This is a genomic window from Prevotella sp. oral taxon 306 str. F0472, assembly GCF_000257925.1.
Classification (GTDB): Bacteria; Bacteroidota; Bacteroidia; order Bacteroidales; family Bacteroidaceae; genus Prevotella; species Prevotella vespertina.
In genome coordinates this window covers 1-18,917 of record NZ_AJIN01000058.1, presented here as the reverse complement: position 1 = coordinate 18,917, position 18,917 = coordinate 1, and the positions used below count along the sequence as shown (strand labels likewise).

The 18,917-nt window shown below is 40.8% G+C and carries 15 protein-coding genes; 10 read left to right on the top strand and 5 right to left on the bottom strand.

Going from position 1 to position 18,917, the window contains the following annotated elements; all coding sequences use genetic code 11:
- The first annotated feature begins 28 nt into the window (after positions 1-28).
- The 5 genes from sufD (at position 29) to HMPREF9969_RS08510 (ending at position 6,119) form a co-directional block, all read left to right on the top strand.
- Positions 29-1,372: a Fe-S cluster assembly protein SufD gene (gene sufD / locus HMPREF9969_RS08530; protein ID WP_009435513.1), complete on the top strand. Its 1,344-nt coding sequence runs from the start codon at positions 29-31 to the stop codon at positions 1,370-1,372.
- 102 nt (positions 1,373-1,474) lie between these two features.
- Positions 1,475-2,692 (top strand): aminotransferase class V-fold PLP-dependent enzyme, encoded by a 1,218-nt coding sequence (locus tag HMPREF9969_RS08525; RefSeq protein ID WP_009435528.1) that lies wholly within the window; start codon positions 1,475-1,477, stop codon positions 2,690-2,692.
- 595 nt (positions 2,693-3,287) lie between these two features.
- Positions 3,288-3,890 (top strand): ribonuclease HII, encoded by a 603-nt coding sequence (locus HMPREF9969_RS08520; protein WP_009435410.1) that lies wholly within the window; start codon positions 3,288-3,290, stop codon positions 3,888-3,890.
- An 18-nt stretch (positions 3,891-3,908) separates the two neighbouring features.
- Positions 3,909-4,862 (top strand): helix-turn-helix transcriptional regulator, encoded by a 954-nt coding sequence (locus HMPREF9969_RS08515; protein WP_009435443.1) that lies wholly within the window; start codon positions 3,909-3,911, stop codon positions 4,860-4,862.
- A 57-nt stretch (positions 4,863-4,919) separates the two neighbouring features.
- Positions 4,920-6,119, top strand: a complete 1,200-nt coding sequence (locus HMPREF9969_RS08510; RefSeq protein WP_009435510.1) for an SGNH/GDSL hydrolase family protein — start codon at positions 4,920-4,922, stop codon at positions 6,117-6,119.
- Here the strand turns inward: HMPREF9969_RS08510 and HMPREF9969_RS08505 are convergent, their stop codons facing one another.
- Positions 6,120-7,271 carry a hypothetical protein gene (locus HMPREF9969_RS08505; protein ID WP_009435543.1) on the bottom strand — a complete coding sequence of 384 codons (1,152 nt, stop codon included), beginning with the start codon at positions 7,269-7,271 and terminating at the stop codon, positions 6,120-6,122.
- Positions 7,272-7,901: 630 nt separating this feature from the next.
- Between HMPREF9969_RS08505 and HMPREF9969_RS08500 the strand changes: the two genes are divergently transcribed.
- From HMPREF9969_RS08500 to HMPREF9969_RS08485, 4 genes are all read left to right on the top strand, one after another.
- Positions 7,902-8,357 (top strand): energy transducer TonB, encoded by a 456-nt coding sequence (locus HMPREF9969_RS08500; RefSeq protein ID WP_232212664.1) that lies wholly within the window; start codon positions 7,902-7,904, stop codon positions 8,355-8,357.
- A 240-nt stretch (positions 8,358-8,597) separates the two neighbouring features.
- Complete coding sequence (gene gpmI / locus HMPREF9969_RS08495) at positions 8,598-10,115, top strand: 2,3-bisphosphoglycerate-independent phosphoglycerate mutase (protein WP_036895571.1); 1,518 nt, start codon at positions 8,598-8,600, stop codon at positions 10,113-10,115.
- A 108-nt stretch (positions 10,116-10,223) separates the two neighbouring features.
- Entirely contained in the window at positions 10,224-10,889 is a 666-nt protein-coding gene (gene ung / locus HMPREF9969_RS08490; protein WP_009435552.1) for a uracil-DNA glycosylase, read from the top strand.
- Between the two features lie 44 nt (positions 10,890-10,933).
- A complete protein-coding gene (locus HMPREF9969_RS08485; protein WP_009435480.1) occupies positions 10,934-11,530 on the top strand; it encodes a DUF3109 family protein in 597 nt (198 codons plus the stop codon).
- A gap of 82 nt (positions 11,531-11,612) precedes the next feature.
- Here HMPREF9969_RS08485 and HMPREF9969_RS08480 read toward each other — a convergent pair whose 3' ends face one another.
- The 4 genes from HMPREF9969_RS08480 to rpsT form a co-directional block, all read right to left on the bottom strand.
- Entirely contained in the window at positions 11,613-12,497 is an 885-nt protein-coding gene (locus HMPREF9969_RS08480; RefSeq protein ID WP_009435534.1) for a helix-turn-helix domain-containing protein, read from the bottom strand.
- A 12-nt stretch (positions 12,498-12,509) separates the two neighbouring features.
- Positions 12,510-14,924 carry a glycosyl hydrolase family 95 catalytic domain-containing protein gene (locus HMPREF9969_RS08475; RefSeq protein ID WP_036895568.1) on the bottom strand — a complete coding sequence of 805 codons (2,415 nt, stop codon included), beginning with the start codon at positions 14,922-14,924 and terminating at the stop codon, positions 12,510-12,512.
- A gap of 86 nt (positions 14,925-15,010) precedes the next feature.
- Positions 15,011-16,984 (bottom strand): DNA topoisomerase (ATP-hydrolyzing) subunit B, encoded by a 1,974-nt coding sequence (gene gyrB, locus HMPREF9969_RS08470; RefSeq protein WP_009435517.1) that lies wholly within the window; start codon positions 16,982-16,984, stop codon positions 15,011-15,013.
- A 183-nt stretch (positions 16,985-17,167) separates the two neighbouring features.
- Entirely contained in the window at positions 17,168-17,422 is a 255-nt protein-coding gene (gene rpsT / locus HMPREF9969_RS08465) for a 30S ribosomal protein S20 (protein ID WP_009435492.1), read from the bottom strand.
- 206 nt (positions 17,423-17,628) lie between these two features.
- Between rpsT and recO the strand changes: the two genes are divergently transcribed.
- Complete coding sequence (gene recO, locus HMPREF9969_RS08460) at positions 17,629-18,354, top strand: DNA repair protein RecO (protein WP_009435432.1); 726 nt, start codon at positions 17,629-17,631, stop codon at positions 18,352-18,354.
- Positions 18,355-18,917: the final 563 nt, after the last annotated feature.

Here is an 18,917-nt window from a genome sequence, read left to right as displayed (position 1 = left end):
CATTGCTCCAAAACTTCTTAAAACAAACATGCAAAGCGAAAAACAATATATAGACCTCTACACAGATGCGCAGCAAATCATAAAGGATCACGCTGCTCCTGTGATGAATGAGGTGCGCGATAAGGCTTTTGACGATTTCCGTCGGCTGGGCTTTCCATCAAAGAAGGTGGAACGCTATAAGTACACGGACATGCAAAAGCTATTCGAACCAGATTATGGTTTGAACCTCAACAGACTTGAAATACCCGTTGATCCATACGAGACATTTAGATGTGATGTGCCCAATCTCAGTACATCTCTTTACTTTATAGTCAACGATCAGTTCTATACGAAGGCACTTCCAAACGTAAAACTCAACGATGGAGTAGTCATTGATAGCTTGAGTCGTGTGGCTAAAGAGCATCCAGAGTTGGTGAAGAAGTACTATGGTAAGCTGGCTGACACTGAGAAAGATGCTGTTACGGCACTGAATACGATGTTAGCACAAGACGGGCTCTTTATCTATGTGCCTAAGAATGTGCAACTTGACCGTACAGTGCAGGTGATAAATATCCTCCGTTCTGATGTTGACTTGATGGTCAATCGTCGTGTACTTATTGTGCTCGAAGAAGGTGCTAAGGCGCAATTCCTCTTCTGTGACCACGCAGCTGACGACCGAAACTTCCTTGCAACACAGGTGATCGAAGCCTTTGTGGGTGATAATGCGAACCTGGAACTGAACTGTATGGAAGAGACACATGCTAAGAATGTACGTGTTTCGAATGTTTATATCGAACAGCAACGCAATTCACGTGCAAGTCATAACGTCATCACGTTGCACAATGGAGTAACTCGAAACATGCTCGACCTTGTCTTTAAGGGTGAGGGTAGCGAATGTTTCTGTAATGGTTGTGTGATAGCTGACAAGAATCAGCATGTTGATAACAACACACTTATCGACCATCAAGTGCCTCACTGCACAAGCAACGAACTCTATAAATACGTACTCGACGAGAATGCTGTGGGTGCTTTCGCCGGTCGTGTACTCGTTCGTAAGGGCGCACAGAAGACACTCTCACAAGAGAATAACCGTAACCTCTGTGCCAGCAAGACTGCCAGAATGTTCACGCAGCCAATGCTTGAGATCTATGCTGATGATGTTCAGTGTAATCATGGTTCAACGGTTGGGCAGCTCAATGATGCCGCTCTCTTCTATATGGAGCAACGTGGTATCGATAGAAAAGAAGCTAAACTCCTCCTTGAGTTTGCCTTTATCAATGAAGTTATCGACAAGATGGAACTCGAACCACTGCGTGACCGTCTCCACCATTTGGTAGAAAAGCGCTTCCGTGGTGAGCTTGATAAGTGCGAAGGTTGCAACTTGTGTAAGTAATTAGGTCTAAGGTTTATTGGACTAATTAGCCTTATTAGCCCAATAGCCCCAATAGCCTTATTAGCTCAATAGGCCTAATATGGCCCATTAACCCAATAGAAGATGTACGATATTAATAAAGTTAGAGAAGACTTCCCGATACTCTCTCGCACCGTCTATGGTAAGCCGTTGGTTTACTTTGACAATGGTGCTACCACGCAGAAACCGCTCTGTGTGCTGGACGCCATGCGTGAAGAGTATCTTAATGTGAATGCAAATGTGCATCGTGGAGTACACTGGATGTCGCAACAGGCAACTGACTTACACGAGGCGGCACGCGAAACAGTGCGGAAGTTTATCAATGCTCGCTCCACTACGGAGATTGTCTTTACACGTGGAACGACGGAGAGTCTGAACCTCGTTGCCTCCAGCTTCACTGAAGGATGTATGCAAGCAGGCGATGAAGTGATTGTCTCTACAATGGAACATCACTCTAATATCGTTCCATGGCAGTTGCAAGAACAGCGCAAAGGGATTGTTCTGAAGGTTATCCCAATGACCGATGAGGGAGTTCTCGACCTACAGGCTTATGAGCAACTCTTCTCCGAACGTACGAAACTCGTCAGTGTAATGCAGGTAAGTAATGTTCTTGGCACCATCAATCCAGTAAAGGAAATGATTCGGATAGCCCACGAACATGGTGTACCAGTTATGATTGATGGTGCACAAAGCGTACCGCATTTTGCTGTTGACGTACAGGATTTAGATTGTGATTTCCTTGCTTTCAGTGGGCATAAGGTCTATGGTCCTACGGGCGTAGGTGTTCTTTATGGTAAAGAGAAATGGCTCGATAAGATGCCACCTTACCAAGGTGGCGGTGAGATGATAGAGCATGTCAGCTTTGAGAAGACCTCCTTTGAGCGTCCACCATTGAAGTTTGAAGCTGGAACTCCCGACTATGTAGCTACTCACGGACTTGCCAAAGCCCTCGATTATGTCTCTGCTTTGGGAATGGATAACATCTTTGCGCATGAGCAAGACCTCACACATTATGCCCTTCAGCAGTTGTGTGAGATAGAAGGAATGCACATCTACGGGCATGTTGGTGATAGTGGCGATGCCGTTATCAGCTTCAATGTAGGCAATATCCACCACATGGACCTCGGTACACTCCTCGATCAACTTGGCATTGCAGTCCGGACTGGTCATCATTGTGCCCAGCCCTTGATGGACCGCTTGGGTGTTCTCGGAACTGTTCGTGCCTCTTTCGGACTTTATAACACCCGTGAGGAAGTAGACACCTTGGTGTCTGGTATCAAGCGAGTGCTACAGATGTTTTAGTGTTGAAATTGGTTTGTTCTTGTGCATAAGTGTAGAGACTTTGTTTTCCAAGCGTATTATCTTTTAGCTTCATCGTAGCTATAAACATGAAAAAGGATGTACGTCAAGTAGAAGAAAGTCTATAATTCCGCATTCAAAGTTCATCTTCTTTTACACATCCAGAGACTTCGCATGAACCATAAGATAGTGATAATATGCAGCCAGATAGACGACATTACACGGAATGCTGATAGAATAAATGCTATTTGAACTTGTGTTATGTACGATGTTTGTCGGCTGTTTACTTCCTATTCCAGGATTTCACTATAGTATCTGCAAAGCCATTCTACAGATGCATGTAGCTAAAGACTAACCTCCTTAAAGAGTCTACTTAGGTCGTTGTTAGAAGTGTTCTGCTCATCGAAAATAATTTCTTTTTTCATATCGTTTTGGTTTTGTTTGTTGCTATATATTATATATAAGGTGTAAGAACCATCTTTGGTTTGCATTTACAAAAGTAACTTTGCCTTGTGTAGAGGATGTTCTCTTAAAGGAAAATGTTTGTTATATATATACTTAGAAGGAAAGGTTCTTTAACGATTAAGATGCGTTATTCATGTTGAAAAGTCATTATTATGAAGGATTAGTAGAGGCTGGTTGTGATGAAGCCGGGAGAGGATGCCTTGCAGGGAGCGTCTATGCTACGGCCGTCATCTTACCTGAGAACTATGAGAATGACATGCTAAACGATTCTAAAAAGTTGTCAGCTAAAAAGCGTTATGTACTCCGAGAGATCATAGAACGTGATGCCCTTGCATGGGCGGTAGGTATTGTTACACCCGAAGAAATTGACAAGATAAACATTCTCAATGCTTCTTTTCTTGCTATGCATCGTGCTTTAGATCAGTTAGGAACACATCCTGAGGCAATTATCATTGATGGAAATCGTTTTAAACCCTATCGAGATTTACCCTTTACCACAATAGTTAAAGGTGATGGCAAGTATCTTTCTATTGCTGCAGCATCTATCCTTGCTAAGACATATCGTGATGATTACATGCTTTCGTTGGCTAAGGAATATCCTCAATATGACTGGCAGTCGAATATGGGATACCCCACAAAGAAGCATCGTGAGGCTATTCGTAAATATGGAATAACACCATTTCATCGAAAAAGTTATAACCTTTTAGGAGATGGACAACTATCTTTTGATTTCTAAAGTATCTAACTATAAGTCATGAGATTTGATAAACTAAAGAAGCAATTGGAACTTATCATCCTCTTATCTGATGGTAATAACTATGCGATACAAGACTTGTGTGAACGCATGGACTTATCTCGTCGCAATTTTTATTACCTACTTGATTTTATCAAACGTGCAGGTTTTATAGTATTCAAGCATGATGGATGTTATCATATTGACCGACGGTCTCCTTTCTTTGTAAGACTTCTTCAGCGTATTCAATGGAGTGACTCTGAGGTGAAGATAATCCATAGTCTCTTGGTGATGGAGGGTAATAATAGTTTAATGATCAATCAACTTCGACAGAAAATAGAAAGCGCTTATGACTTCTCTGTAGTTGTAAATTCACCAATTCATCGGCAGATTGAAACCAATTTAAAGGTTTTGAAAAATGCTATGGAGCATAAACACATGGTTAAACTATTGGGTTATTCTAGTCCACATAGCCATACAATAAAGGACAGAATAGTAGAACCTTACCTTCTTTTGCATAACAATGAGGATGTAAGATGCCATGAAATACTGTCTGGAGAGAACAAGACTTTCAAGATATCACGTATGGAAAGCGTTGATGAACTTGATACTTCATGGTTACATGAGGATAAACATCGACAAGTTTTCACTGATATCTTTATGTTTAGTGGGGAGCTTCGGCATCGTGTGAAACTTCTTCTTGGACAATTATCACGCAACCTTTTTGTTGAAGAATACCCACAAGGAGCCTATTTGTTGACGCAGGTAAAAGACGATATATGGCTTCTTAATATTGAAGTTTGTGATTATCGTGGACTCGGTAGGTTTGTTCTTGGACTTTTTAAGGATATTCGTATAGTGGAAGGTGATGGTTTTAAGGAATATATAAAAGGTGAGATAGAAAGTCTTACTCGTCATTCTTCTCTTTTAAATAGCGACGTGCATGACGCATACAAATTGAAAAATTTGAAGTAAAGAGATAATCGATTAAATCGGTAAGAATTGGTATTCAGGATTAAATATAGTTATAATATGACACGTAAAATTGCATTTGTTTTATTGTTATTCATTGCTCTGACTGCCCATGCTCAGCAATCACATTGGGTGGGAACATGGGCTTGTGCGCCACAAACAGTTGATAAGTCATTTATGCCTTACAACAATCAGATGACTAATAGGTCTGTTCGTCAGGTGGTGAAGGTTAGTATTGGCGGAAATGTGATTCGTTTACAACTTAGCAATGAACTATCTTCGGAACCAATAGAAATAGCTAGTGTATATATTGCAAAAGCGGGTAATGGCTCAGAGATATATAAGACTTCTGCGAAGTATTTACAATTTGGAAAGAAGCGAGGAGTAATTGTTCCTGCTGGAAAAGCAGTCTTTTCTGATGCATTAAAGTTTAAGTTACAACCCTTAGAGCGTGTTTCTATCACTATTAATTATCTAAAAGCACCGAAGGAACCAACCGTTCACATGGGGTCGCGCACCACCTCTTATATTCTTCGTGGAACGACTAATGCGTACTCAGACTTTACAACAGCTTTCAAGGAAGACCATTGGTTTAATATCTCAGCGATTGATGTTCTTGACGCGACATCATCGAGTATAGCCATCCTTGGTAATAGTATAACAGATGGTAAAGGAAGTACAACTAATGCTCAAGATCGTTGGCCAGATTTCCTTTCAGCAGCATTGAATAATGGTGCAGGTACTAATCCTTCTAAAGTTGGGAAGACTGGTGTCTTGAATTTAGGTATTGGTAATAATCGAATCTTATCAGTAGGTTTAGGTGAGCCAGGAAAAGATCGATTCGATCGTGATATACTTGCTCAAAGAGGCTTGCGAGCCGTTATCATCTTTGAAGCAATTAATGATATAGGGACGTCAACCAACCCAGAAGAGACTGCACGAAAGCTCGTTGAAGCCTATCAAGTGATGATAAAGAAAGCACGTCAACGTGGTTTGAAAGTCTATATGGGTACGATAACTCCATTCCGTGGATGCCGTAGTTATTTCACAGAAGAGCGTGAAAAGGCACGTAAAATAGTCAATTCATGGATTCGAACAACACGTGAAATTGATGGATTCATCGATTTTGATGCTCTTATGAGAGATCCTTCTTCACCGGAGCAGTTGCGTCGTGAATGGCAAATTGGCGATTGGCTGCATCCTAATCCATCAGGTTATAAACAGATGGGAGAGTATGCAGCAAGATTCTTGATGCAGTGATTAGTTCTGTTCCAGTTTCTTTTTAAGTCTACTTTTAATAGACCTTATGGCTTGTGCTGTACAGCAGAATGCTTGTGCTTTCAGGTCATCTTCTATCCCATAATGCTCCATAATATAATAGAAACACTCCTTTGGTGTGAGCGCAAAGCGTGGATTGTTGAGGATATAAGATAGTTCGTAATCATAGTTGGGCATAATCATGTTAAGAGCTTGTTGCTCTCTTTTGCCCATCTGTGATAAGTTTCCTCCTTTTAAGATAGTATATAAGGTATCGATTCCGAGTTTGATTTGTTCGATGGAATCGGACGTTTTTATGTTTTTATTGTGGGCTTTGATAGAATACCGAAGTTGATTGAGTTCATCGAGCTTGCTATCTATTTCTGCCTTCATCTCATCTATCGTGGCATCTTTTCGACGTAGTGTTAGTTGGATATTATGTTCTGTTTCCTGTTGTTGTTGGCGATAGAACTGAAGTTGTTGACGCATACGGCGACGAAACCATATCGTAATTCCAATTGAAACGAGGATGAGTGTAAGGAGGAGATAAGCAATATAAAGTTTCAATTCAACTGCCTTGCGTTGTGCTAAGGCTACCTCATAAAGGTCTTGCAGTTGTACAATTTCAATGTCTTTACCTGGTGATATGGCGACAATTTGGTGCCTTTTGATGTGTTGTCGCATCTCTTCTATCCGTTTCTCTTGGTCCTTTCGAATGCGAGGTTTGTACTTCTCAACTCTTTGTAAGCTGTTAAGAGCGGAATCCCGTTTGCCCATTTGATTGTAGATAAAGGCTTTTTCTATGTATATATCAGTCATTCTGTGGCTACGCTTCACGTCATTAGCATTTCGTGCCGCATGCTTTAAATATTCTAAAGCAATTTTGTAAGCACCATCTTGAGCATTAATTTGTGCAATGTGATAGTAAGTAAGAAACTTTAGCGAATCCTCTGTAACGTTGAAAAGGCGCTTTTCTGCGGCCTTTAATTGGTACATTGCCTTGTGTAAATCATGTTTTTTTGTATATATAGCGGCACTATCAAGGTGCATACGAGTAATCCCATCATCTGTAGCTGGATAATGTGGAAGTTTCTTTTGACTGCATGATAGCAACGACAAAAGACAGATAAATAATAAAAGAAACTTTCTCTTCATGTGTACAAAGATAGATAATTAAAGTGGAAAAGGCAAGTTTGCTGATGTTGAGAACTATAATTTTGTGTCAAAGAGAGGTAGGTGAACTTTGTAAGTGCTTGTGATTGAGACGTCTTTTCATTATCTTTGTGTCAACAATAAGAGTGCTATTGCATTGAAGCAAAATCCTCCTTACCTTTGCATTGACGATTAGTTCCAATGATTGTCATCTGCATTTCATAAACCCGCAGCGGTGTGATTGCGTTTAAGCACTGGTGCGGGTTTTGAATAGAAAAGGTTTCGGAGACCTCTCTAAACACCTCAAAAAAGTGGATGTAGCCTATCGGAAGATAGTTAGAATACAATAGCTTGATTTCCAAGATATTGCTTTAGAAAAAAGAAGAGATGCTTTCCTTGATTTGAGAAGGGCGTTTCTTTGATGTGAAGAGGGGCTCTTTTGAAGTGGAAGAAAGGCTCTGTTAAAAATGAGGAGTAACTCTTCTTTTTAGATGATAAAGATATTTTGAACTGATAGAAATGTTGAATAAGAATATTTAAAAGTGTATGGTAATGATGAAGAAATTGTTTTTTGCGTTTTTAATCAGCTTTCTTATGATTGGAAATGCTACAGCTCAGCATCGTAAAAGAACGATGAAACCGAAGAAAATTGCCCCTTCTGGACCTACATGGCGTTATATGTGTGCAGATCCTTCGCAGGAGTTTTTAGACAAGATAAAGCCTGCGAAGAGTGATACAAACAAAGTTGATACCTGCAAACAAGTGCTAACAGAGAAGAAGGATAGTACTAAGAACTTTGTTTGTGAGCTCGGTCCGAGACCTTTCTTTCCTGGTGATTTACCAGAGTTCATCGCTAAGAACTTGCGTTATCCACCTATTCTTGCAAATATGTGTGTACAAGGTCGTGTTATTATTGGGTTCTTTGTAGATGTTGACGGGACATGCAGTAATTTCAAAGTAGTGCGTTCCGTTGACCCTATTTTAGATGAAGAAGCATTGCGTGTAGCCAAGTTAATGCCTAAATGGAAGTGGACTTCAAAGCCTAAGAAAGGTATGCCTTTTTATATACCCGTTGGTTTCCGAATGTAAAGGTGTTGTTTTTGAAGCTGGATAATAATGTTTAGTCGTATTAAAGAACATTGTTAAACCTGTTTTAATTCATCGATTGAAAATCAAAAATCAGTAGGCTTTATGCTATCATCTTAGACTTTTATAGTACCTTTGCAAAAGATAGGCTGCGGTCGACAAATAGAGTATATATTCTCTTGGTTATCGTTGGCACTATCTTTGCAAGACGTAGATAATAGTGTAAAATATAAAGGTAAAATTATGGCAAAGAAAGCTTTATTGATGATCCTCGATGGTTGGGGTAACGGAAAGCATGGTAAAGGTGATGTGATTTATAATACTCCTACACCTTACTTAGACTACTTGAACGCTGTTAGTGCACACTCTCAGTTGCAGGCATCAGGCGAAGATGTAGGTCTTCCTGATGGTCAGATGGGTAACTCGGAGGTAGGTCACTTGAATATAGGTGCCGGTCGTATCGTTTATCAAGACTTGGTTAAGATTAACAAGGCATGCCAGACAGGAGACATCCTAAAGAACCCTGGTATTGTTGAAGCATATAGTTATGCACAGAAAACAGGTAAGAAACTCCACTTGATGGGACTTACTTCAACTGGTGGTGTACACTCTTCTTTGGATCACCTATTCAAACTCATTGAGATTGGAAAGGAATACAATCTAAAGGATGTGTACGTTCATTGTTTTATGGATGGTCGTGATACAGACCCAAAAAGTGGTGCTGGTTTTATCGCAGAGATTCAAAAGGTGTGTGACAGCAATGGTGCTCATATCGCTTCAATCGTTGGTCGCTTCTATGCAATGGATCGTGACAAGCGTTGGAATCGTGTGAAGGAAGCATACGACCTACTCGTTGAGGGCAAGGGAGTTCAGGCTACTGACATGGTGAAAGCGGTTGAAGATAGCTATGCAGCAGACGTTACTGACGAGTTTATCAAGCCTATCAATAACTCTTCTGTAGATGGAACAATCCAAGAAGGTGATGTTGTTATCTTCATAAACTTCCGTAACGACCGTGCTAAAGAGTTGACACAAGTGTTGACACAGCAGGATATGCCAGAGGAAGGTATGCATACAATCAAGGACTTGCAGTACTATTGTATGACACCATACGATGCTAACTTCAAGGGTGTATATGTACTCTTCCCTAAGGAGAATGTGATGGATACGTTAGGAGAATACCTCAGTCGTCTTGGTAAGCGTCAGCTTCATACAGCCGAGACAGAGAAGTATGCGCACGTAACCTTCTTCTTCAATGGTGGTAGAGAACAGCCTTATGAGGGTGAAGATCGTATTCTTGTACCTTCTCCAAAGGTTGCAACCTACGACTTAAAGCCTGAGATGAGTGCTTTCGAAGTGAAGGATAAGCTTGTTGGAGCTATCAATACACAGGAATATGACTTCATTGTTGTGAACTTTGCTAATGGTGATATGGTAGGTCATACAGGTGTTTATCATGCCATCGCAAAGGCTGTTTGGGCAGTTGATCATTGTGTAAAGGAGGTTATCGAGGCTGCTAAGGCTAACGATTATGAGGCTATCATTATTGCAGACCATGGTAATGCTGATAACGCAATTAACCCTGATGGCACGCCAAATACAGCCCATTCACTAAATCCAGTACCATTCATTTACGTTACTGATAATAACTCTGCAACAGTGAAGGATGGTCGTTTGGCTGATGTAGCACCTTCTATCCTTCATATCATGGGCTTGGAACAACCTTCAGATATGACAGGTGAGAACCTAATTACTGATTAATTCAACTTGAATTAAGCTAAAATTAATATAGAGGAAGTCGTGTCGAAAGGCACGACTTTTTGTTATCTCAGAACTTTGTAGTACTTTTGCAGGCAAAGAGTTAAAGCTATGCAAGTAAAGATAGAACCCTCGTGGGGGATAAAACTCGGTGGTGAGTTTGAGAAACCTTACTTCCAACAACTGAGCGAACAGGTGAAGCAGGAGTATAAACATTATGCGTGTTATCCTCCAGGTAAGCTGATTTTTAATGCCTTTGACCTCTGTCCTTTCGATAAGGTTAAGGTTGTTATCCTTGGACAAGACCCTTATCATGAACCAGGACAAGCAATGGGCTTGAGTTTCTCAGTACCTGATGGTGTGCGACTTCCACCTTCTTTGGTGAATATATATAAGGAGATTGAAAGCGACTTAGGTGTTCCTGTAAAGACTTCTGGTGACTTAACTCGTTGGGAAGAGCAGGGTGTTCTCTTATTGAATGCCACGTTAACTGTTCGTGCGCACATGGCTAATAGTCATCAAGGACTGGGGTGGGGAGTGTTCACGGATGCGGCTATTAAAGCTCTTAGTGATGGGCGGGAACATTTGGTGTTTATGCTTTGGGGAAGTTTTGCTCGTAGTAAGAAAGCATTGATAGACACGCATAAACACTTTGTTCTTGAGAGTGTTCATCCCTCTCCTTTATCAGCTAATAGAGGTGGATGGTTTGGTCAACACCAGTTCTCCCGTTGTAACCAATACTTAAAAGAGCATGCTATTGAACCGATAGAATGGTAGTAGTGAAGCTTGCAGATGTAATGATTTAAGGTAAGAATAAGTTGATGGGTAATACATACGAACATATATTCATGGTGGGAAACGTCTTAGTTTCTCCTGATATCATAAACGTCAAGTTCTGTTGTGATTTAGATAAGTGTCATGGTCAATGTTGTATAGATGGCGATGCTGGAGCACCAGTGACACTGGATGAGACAATGGCTATTGAGAATGTATTAGATACTGTTTGGGGGGATTTGTCAGCATCAGCTCAAGCCGTTATAGATAAGCAAGGCGTTGCTTATACGGATGTGGAAGGCGACTTAGTAACGAGTATTGTCGGTGGAAAGGATTGTGTTTTCACCTGTTATGACAAGGGATGTTGCCTCTGTGCATTGGAACGTTCGTATCGAAAAGGGGATATTGATTTTGTGAAACCTATCTCCTGTTCGCTATATCCTATCCGTGTAAAGGAGTTTGAGAATGGTACTTGTGGTATCAATTATCACCATTGGAAGATCTGTGCAGATGCTCGAAAGAAAGGAGAAGAACTGAATCTTCCCCTTTATAAGTTCCTAAAAGAGCCACTTACTCGGCGTTTTGGAGCTGAATGGTATGGTGAGTTATGTGAGGTTGCACAGCAGTTGACAAGTGAAAAATAGACAAGTAAACCTATTACTTGTATTAGGTAATTTCCCTGACGATACCAGTATTAACTCGTCAACTTATTAACTTGTACACTTGTCAACTCTTCCTAAATAATGAAGGGCTCATTCCTACATGCTCTTTGAAGTATTTACCCATAAAGCTCTGATTAGCGAAATGAAGTTCATCGGCTATTTCCTTTATGCTCATCGTGCTATTTTTCAGCATGACACAAAGCTCACGTACTACATACGAATCGATCCAATCGCTGGGTGTTCGTTTACTGATTGTTCGAATCGTCTCGGATAGATATTTCGAAGTAATACATAGATTCTTAGCATACCAACTGACACGACGCTCATGTCGGAAGTTCTTTTCAACCATTTGAATGAAGTCTCTAAAGATTACTTCTGCACGTGTTTGCCCCTCTGTTTCCAGTTGTTGGAACTGATAGATAATGTTACTCATGTCGTAAATGAGAGCTTTTAGCATTGTCATCACAAGTTCCTTGCGGAAACGATGTTGGGTATCTATGATTTTCTCTTTGATGTGGAAGATATAATTCTCCAGTTCCTTCGTTTGATGCTTATCTAGATGAAAGACTGGATGTGTACGTGCGAAGAGGAAGAGAGCAGACAATTCATGGATACCACTAACAATGTTGTTGAAGAAATTATACGACAAAAGAATGGCAATACCTTTGCAGTCTAGGGATAGCTGATAGTCTCCGACAACTTGTCCTTCACTAATGATAATGACATCTCCTTCGCTTACTTCATGCTTATGAGTATCTACTGTGTATTGCGCTTTGCCGTCAGTACAGAGTGCTAGAAATAGACTTTTCATGCGAGAAGATCTCGAAGGGAGGGGCACTTTTGCCATATCTTCGAACAATATCAGGTCATTGTCTATGTATTTCCCTGCTGGGTAAACGTATTTTGCATGGGCTACGTCGACCTCAGCTAGCTTTATTTGATTACTCATGACACCTTATTTTTATTTACAAGATGAGATATTAATAATCCCACCTTTCCTTAATTTCATTTTTGAAGACTTATTGTTATAAGTGATGTTGACGTCTACATCTGTAGCGGCTTTTATTTGTAAAGACGTTACAAGTTTGTTTTCCCACTTCATGTCGATGGTTAAACCGCCGCGCGTTCTTATACCTTTTATCTCTCCATTCGCCCACGCATCGGGTAGAGCGGGGAGGAGGTGGATGTTGTAAATAGGCTTCTTAGCCGTCATATCAACCGAACTTTGCACCAGCATTTCACATACTCCAGCAGTACCACCGAAGTTTCCATCAATTTGGAAAGGTGGGTGAGCATCGAAGAGGTTAGGGTAGGTTCCACCATGATGCACGGCATCCTTCCCACGATACCCTTCGGGTGAGACGTATGAAAGAAGGTTTTGGTAAATCTTGTAAGCATGGTTCCCATCACCCAATCGTGCCCATAGATTGATTCTCCATCCAGTGCTCCATCCTGTACTCTCATCGCCTTTCTGAATGAGTGTTTGGCGTGCTGCGGCTAAGATTGTGGAATCTTTCGTTTGCTTAGCTAGCGCCTGTAAGTGCATACCAGGATATAATCCTATTAGGTGTGACTGATGCCTGTGATGTATATCATAGTCCTTCCAATCGTAATACCATTCGTTTAAGTCGCCTTGAGAACCTACAGTATAAGGATGCAAGCGATGCAGTTTATCATCTATCTCTTTGTCAGGCTTCAAACCAAGAGACTTACGTGCTTGCTGCATATTCATGAATAATTCACGGATAATGGCTAGGTCAGCCGTACCACCATAACAGGTTGTTCCGTGGTAACCCTTATCTGTTACATATTCGTTCTCAGGGCTAGTACTAGGCGCTGTAATCAGTTCGTTTGGTTTGTTGGGATTGGTAACCAACCATTGTTGGAAGAACTTGCTAGAGCCTTCCATAAGTGGGTATATGGTGTTTTGAAGTAACTGCTTGTCTTGTGAATATAGGTAATGATCCCAAAGCGCATTGACTAACCAGGCACCACCGAGGTTCCAGTTAGCCCATTCAGGGCTTTCCTTTCCCTCTCCAACGGGGGAAGTCTTGCACCAAGGGTCACTATTATGAGCAGCACACCAGCCCTCATTTATGCCATAGAAGTTGCGTGCAGTGTGCTTACCAGTTGCCGACAAACCTTTGACAAAGCCAATCAGCGGTTGGATAGTTTCTGACATATTAGCTGGATCGGCAGGCCAATAATTCTCTTCGAGGTTAATGTTCATCGTGTAATTCCCACGCCATGGTGAGAATAGGTGCGGTGTCCATAATCCTTGAAGATTGGCAGGGATATTTGGAGTACGTGAACAAGAGAGCAGGAGATAGCGTCCAAATTGGAAATAGAGGGTCTCCAAATAGCGTTGTGCAGCCTCTGGGAGTGGTGCTGTTGATGATGAATAGCGACGCAGGAGTTGATCCGTTGGCAGATTGTTCGTATATTCCTTATTTCCTAATTTTAATTTAACACGATTATAAATCTGCTGATATTCCTTTATATGTCGGTCTTTGAATTCATTATATGTGAAGTTTTGTGTGTGCCAAGCAGCATTGACAGCATTGTCTATATAGCTTGCCCCATCTTTGACGGGATGCTTGTCGAAACCATTAAAACTCGTGGCATTGACAATGTATATGGTGGCATTATCAGCATTGGTTAGTGTGAGCGTGCTATCAGAAGCTATAACCTTTCCACCTTGAGGTAATAATCTTACGATCGTGCAAGCGTGTACGCTCTCTGTTTCTGAACCTGTTGTATGCCCCGTCATTGTCAACTGATTATTCGTTGCTTTAACCTTATGAGGAGTCTGTGCCGTCAGTTGGATGCGGAGGTTTATGGCTCCTGCTTGATTAGCTTTAATGTGTATGGCTATAAGACTATCACGATGAGTTGCGAAATATTCACGTGTGAATTGAATACCATTCTGTTGGTAGCTTATATGCACCAACGCACTATCTAGGTTCAGCTCTCTATAATAATTAGAGACAGCACCTGTGTTTAGATTAATGATATTCAATGTTCCTAGAGGTTGGTAAGAGGCTGATTGTTCGCCTTGAACAAAGTGTTGTAAGGAGTCAGCAGTGCGATAATTCTCTGCAAATAGAGCCTTTCTTATCTCTGGAATCCATTTAGCTTTACCCAATCCTTCGTTTGGATCAACGGGGTTTCCTGTCCAATAAGTGATATCATTCAGGTAGATTGTGTCCTTTTGAGTACCACCATAAACCAATGCACCTAACTTGCCATTACCTAAGGGAAGACTCTCTTCAAAGAAATGAGCAGGTTGGTTATACCATAATCGCATTGCCGGTTGTTGTGCCTTAACACTGACAAAAATTGCTAATAAGGATATACAGAATAAGATTCGTTTCATTGTTTAGGTTGTTATTGGGTAAAAGAAAGACTCCCCTCCTTATCTCATGAGGAGGGGAGTAATATTTATTTATTGTTTATAATGACTTATGCATCGATATTAGCGTAAGTTGCATTCTTCTCAATAAACTCTCTACGTGGCTCGACATCATCTCCCATCAGCATTGAGAAGATTTCATCAGCATCCGCAGCGTTCTCTATCGTTACTTGCTTCAAGAGGCGTGTCTTTGGATCCATTGTTGTTTCCCAAAGTTGCTCAGGATTCATCTCACCAAGACCTTTATAACGTTGTGTATGGATGGTTTTACCATCTTCTACTCCATTACCATATTTGTCCAGGAAGGCTTGTCGCTGCTGTTCGGTGTAACAATATTCGCTTACCTTCTTGTAAGTACACTTATAGAGGGGTGGGGTAGCAATGTACAAATGACCTTGCTCGATAACCTTCGGCATATAACGATAGAATAGCGTCATAATCAGCGTGTCAATGTGTGAACCATCGACATCGGCATCGGTCATGATGATAATCTTATCGTAACGGAGCTTATCAGTATTGGCCTCGAAGTCACCTTCATTCTCTACTCCAAATCGAACACCAATCGATTGAATGATATTCATAACAGATTCTGCCTCGAATACGCGGTGTCGTTGAACTTTCTCAACATTCAGAATCTTACCACGGAGTGGCAAAATGGCTTGTGTGTAACGATCACGACCTTGCTTTGCAGAGCCACCTGCAGAGTCGCCCTCTACAAGGAATATCTCGCAGTCCTTGGGATCTTTGTTGGAACAATCGGCTAGTTTACCAGGCAGACCGCCACCACTCATCACGTTCTTACGCTGTACACTCTCACGTGCCTTGCGTGCTGCTACACGTGCTGTAGCTGCTAAGATAACCTTGTTGCATATCATCTTAGCCTCGTTAGGGTGCTCCTCCAGGTAATCAGAGAGCGCCTCGCCAACTGCTTGTTGTACTGCACCTGCTACTTCGGAGTTTCCTAATTTCGTTTTTGTCTGACCTTCAAATTGTGGTTCTGCCACCTTTATAGCGATAACAGCTGTCAATCCTTCACGGAAATCCTCACCTGCTATCTCTATTTTAGCCTTTTCAATTTGCTTAGATATTTGTGGGTCATTGTCAGCGTATGACTTTAGTGTACGGGTCAAAGCTGCACGGAAACCCTGTAAGTGAGTACCGCCTTCTATGGTATTGATATTGTTAACGTATGAATGGATGTTCTCCGTATAATCAGTGTTATACATCACAGCCACCTCAATAGGGATGTTTTGCTTCTCTGTCTTGAGATAGATAACATCATCGAAAAGGTGCTGACGATGACGATCAACATAACGGACAAACTCCTTTAAACCATCCTTAGCATGGAAAACCTCTGTGCGAGTCTTGCCCGTCTCTGGGTCTGGACGCAGGTCAGTGAGCGTAATCTTAATACCTGCATTTAGATAAGCTAACTCACGCATACGGCGTGCAACGATGTCCCACTGATAAACTGTTGTTGTGAAGATCGTTGGGTCTGGCCAAAATTGTTGGCGTGTACCTGTTTTCTGGGTTTCGCCTACAACCTTTACAGGATAGAGTGGCTTTCCTTTCTCATACTCCTGCTGATAAATCTTTCCATCACGATACACCTGTGACATCATGTGTGTGGAAAGGGCGTTAACACAACTTACACCCACACCATGTAGACCACCGCTGACCTTATAAGAACCCTTGTCGAATTTACCACCAGCGTGTAGCACAGTCATAACAACCTCAAGGGCACTCTTGTGAAGTTTCTTATGTTCGTCAACAGGGATACCACGACCATCATCTTCAACCGTAATGGAGTTATCCTCGTTGATAGTTATTTCGATATTCTGACAGTAGCCAGCCATCGCTTCATCGATAGAGTTATCGACAGTCTCATTAATCAGGTGGTGAAGACCTTTCTCGCTGATGTCGCCAATATACATGGCTGGACGCTTACGTACAGCCTCTAATCCCTCTAACACTTGGATGTTACTGGCGGAGTAATTATTCTCGTTTTCTTGATTTTCTGCCATTTTTATTAGATTGTTCTTATAGTATGCAAAGATACTATTTTTCCTTTAGATGGGGAAATAAAAACTTGCTAAAAACATTTAAGAAGGTGTATGAAAGAGCCTAATTAAATCTATCTATAAAAAAAGCCATAACTCATTTGAGTTATGGCTCTATTATTCGTTTCAGCTATGACTGAAGTTCTTTTATCCTAATGCAGCAACGTGCTTGCAGAGAGCAGACTTGAGGTTAGCTGCCTTGTTCTGGTGAATAATGTTGGTCTTTGCCAACTTATCCAACATCTTCTGCACAACAGGATAGAGCTTTACAGCCTCTTCCTTATCCGTCATATTGCGCAACTTGCGAACAGCATTACGCATAGTCTTTGCATAATATCTATTGTGTAGCGTCTTTACTTTGTCCTGACGGATTCTCTTCAATGATGATTTGTGATTTGCCATCTTTGTTCTTCTTTTATTTTACTAGTAGTCCCTAGCAGAGTCGAACTGCTCTTTAGAGAATGAAAATCTCTCGTCCTAACCGATAGACGAAGGGACCATATCGAATTGCGGGTGCAAAGGTACTTCTTTTATTCGAACCTACCAAACTTTTCTCGAATAAATTTCCTTATAATGTTGTCTTTTTGTACTTTTGCACAAGAATTTATATGATTTTAAAGTCAAAAGCCATAGTTTTACGTAGTATGAAGTTTGGTGAAGCATCGCTCATTATAGATATGTTCACCGAACAAGAAGGGCGTATTTCGTTCATTACACGCATACCTAAGACTGCCAAAGGAAAGATAAAGAAACAATACTTTCAGCCTTTAACTTTGTTAGAGCTTGAGTTTGATAATCGACCGCATACTTCCTTACAGCATATAAAGGAGGCTCGTATTCTTCATCCATATTCCTCTATTCCTTTTGATCCCATCAAATCGGCTATCTTGCTATTCCTCTCTGAGTTCTTATTTCATGTTACACGAAGTGAACAGCAGAATCTCCAGCTTTACAATTATGTGTGTGCTAGTTTGCAATGGTTGGATGGTGCAGCGCGTAGTTACGCCAATTTCCATCTTGTATTTATGATGCGTCTAAGTCGGTTTATAGGTTTCTTTCCTAATTTAGAGGCTTATCATGAAGGGGTATGTTTTGACTTACGCACTGCTTCATTTACTCATAGTATTCCTCTTCATACCGATTATCTTCTCCCAACAGAGGCCACTGCTATTCATCAACTGATTAGAATGGATTATGAGAATATGCATCTTTTCCGCCTTTCACGTGTAGATAGGAATCGAATTGCCAATCTGATCCTGCGTTACTATCGTATTCATGTGCCGAATATGCCCGACTTAAATAGTCTTCAAGTGTTGAGTGATCTTTTTGATTGATATGCTTCATGCCCTCCGCACCCTACGTGTACCTTAATGTAATTTGTAATCTGTAATTTGTAATCTCCAAGGGGGAAGTGAATAAAAGGGAATGCTGATTTGCCTAATCACAGGTTCGTCTTTGCTGTTAGTTTTTAATCCTCATTGCAAAAGTATAAAAAATAAATGATACTACCAAATCTTGATGAGATTTTTCCTTTTTAAATCGTTGTAATGTGCTAATAGTCAGGTGTTTAAATTTGTTTAAGGTAGAATGAACTCTAACTGCTTATAGCAGAATGGTTTCAAGATAATAGCAATTTTCGTTTTCCCTCGATTGCAAATTACAAATTACATTAAGGTCGTGGGGGGATGTCTGCCAGTAGATAAGGAACAAAAGTTTATTATTATTTTATTCATTATAAAACTATCATTTTTCACCTATTCGGCACCATGCGAAAAGCCTGATGAACCTTAATGTAATATGTAATTTGTAATTGTGTAAGTTCCATTGTTTCTTTATTTTAAAGTTTCCAAATACAAAGATAAGAAAAATATGGGCTTACACACTTTTTTAAGACAAT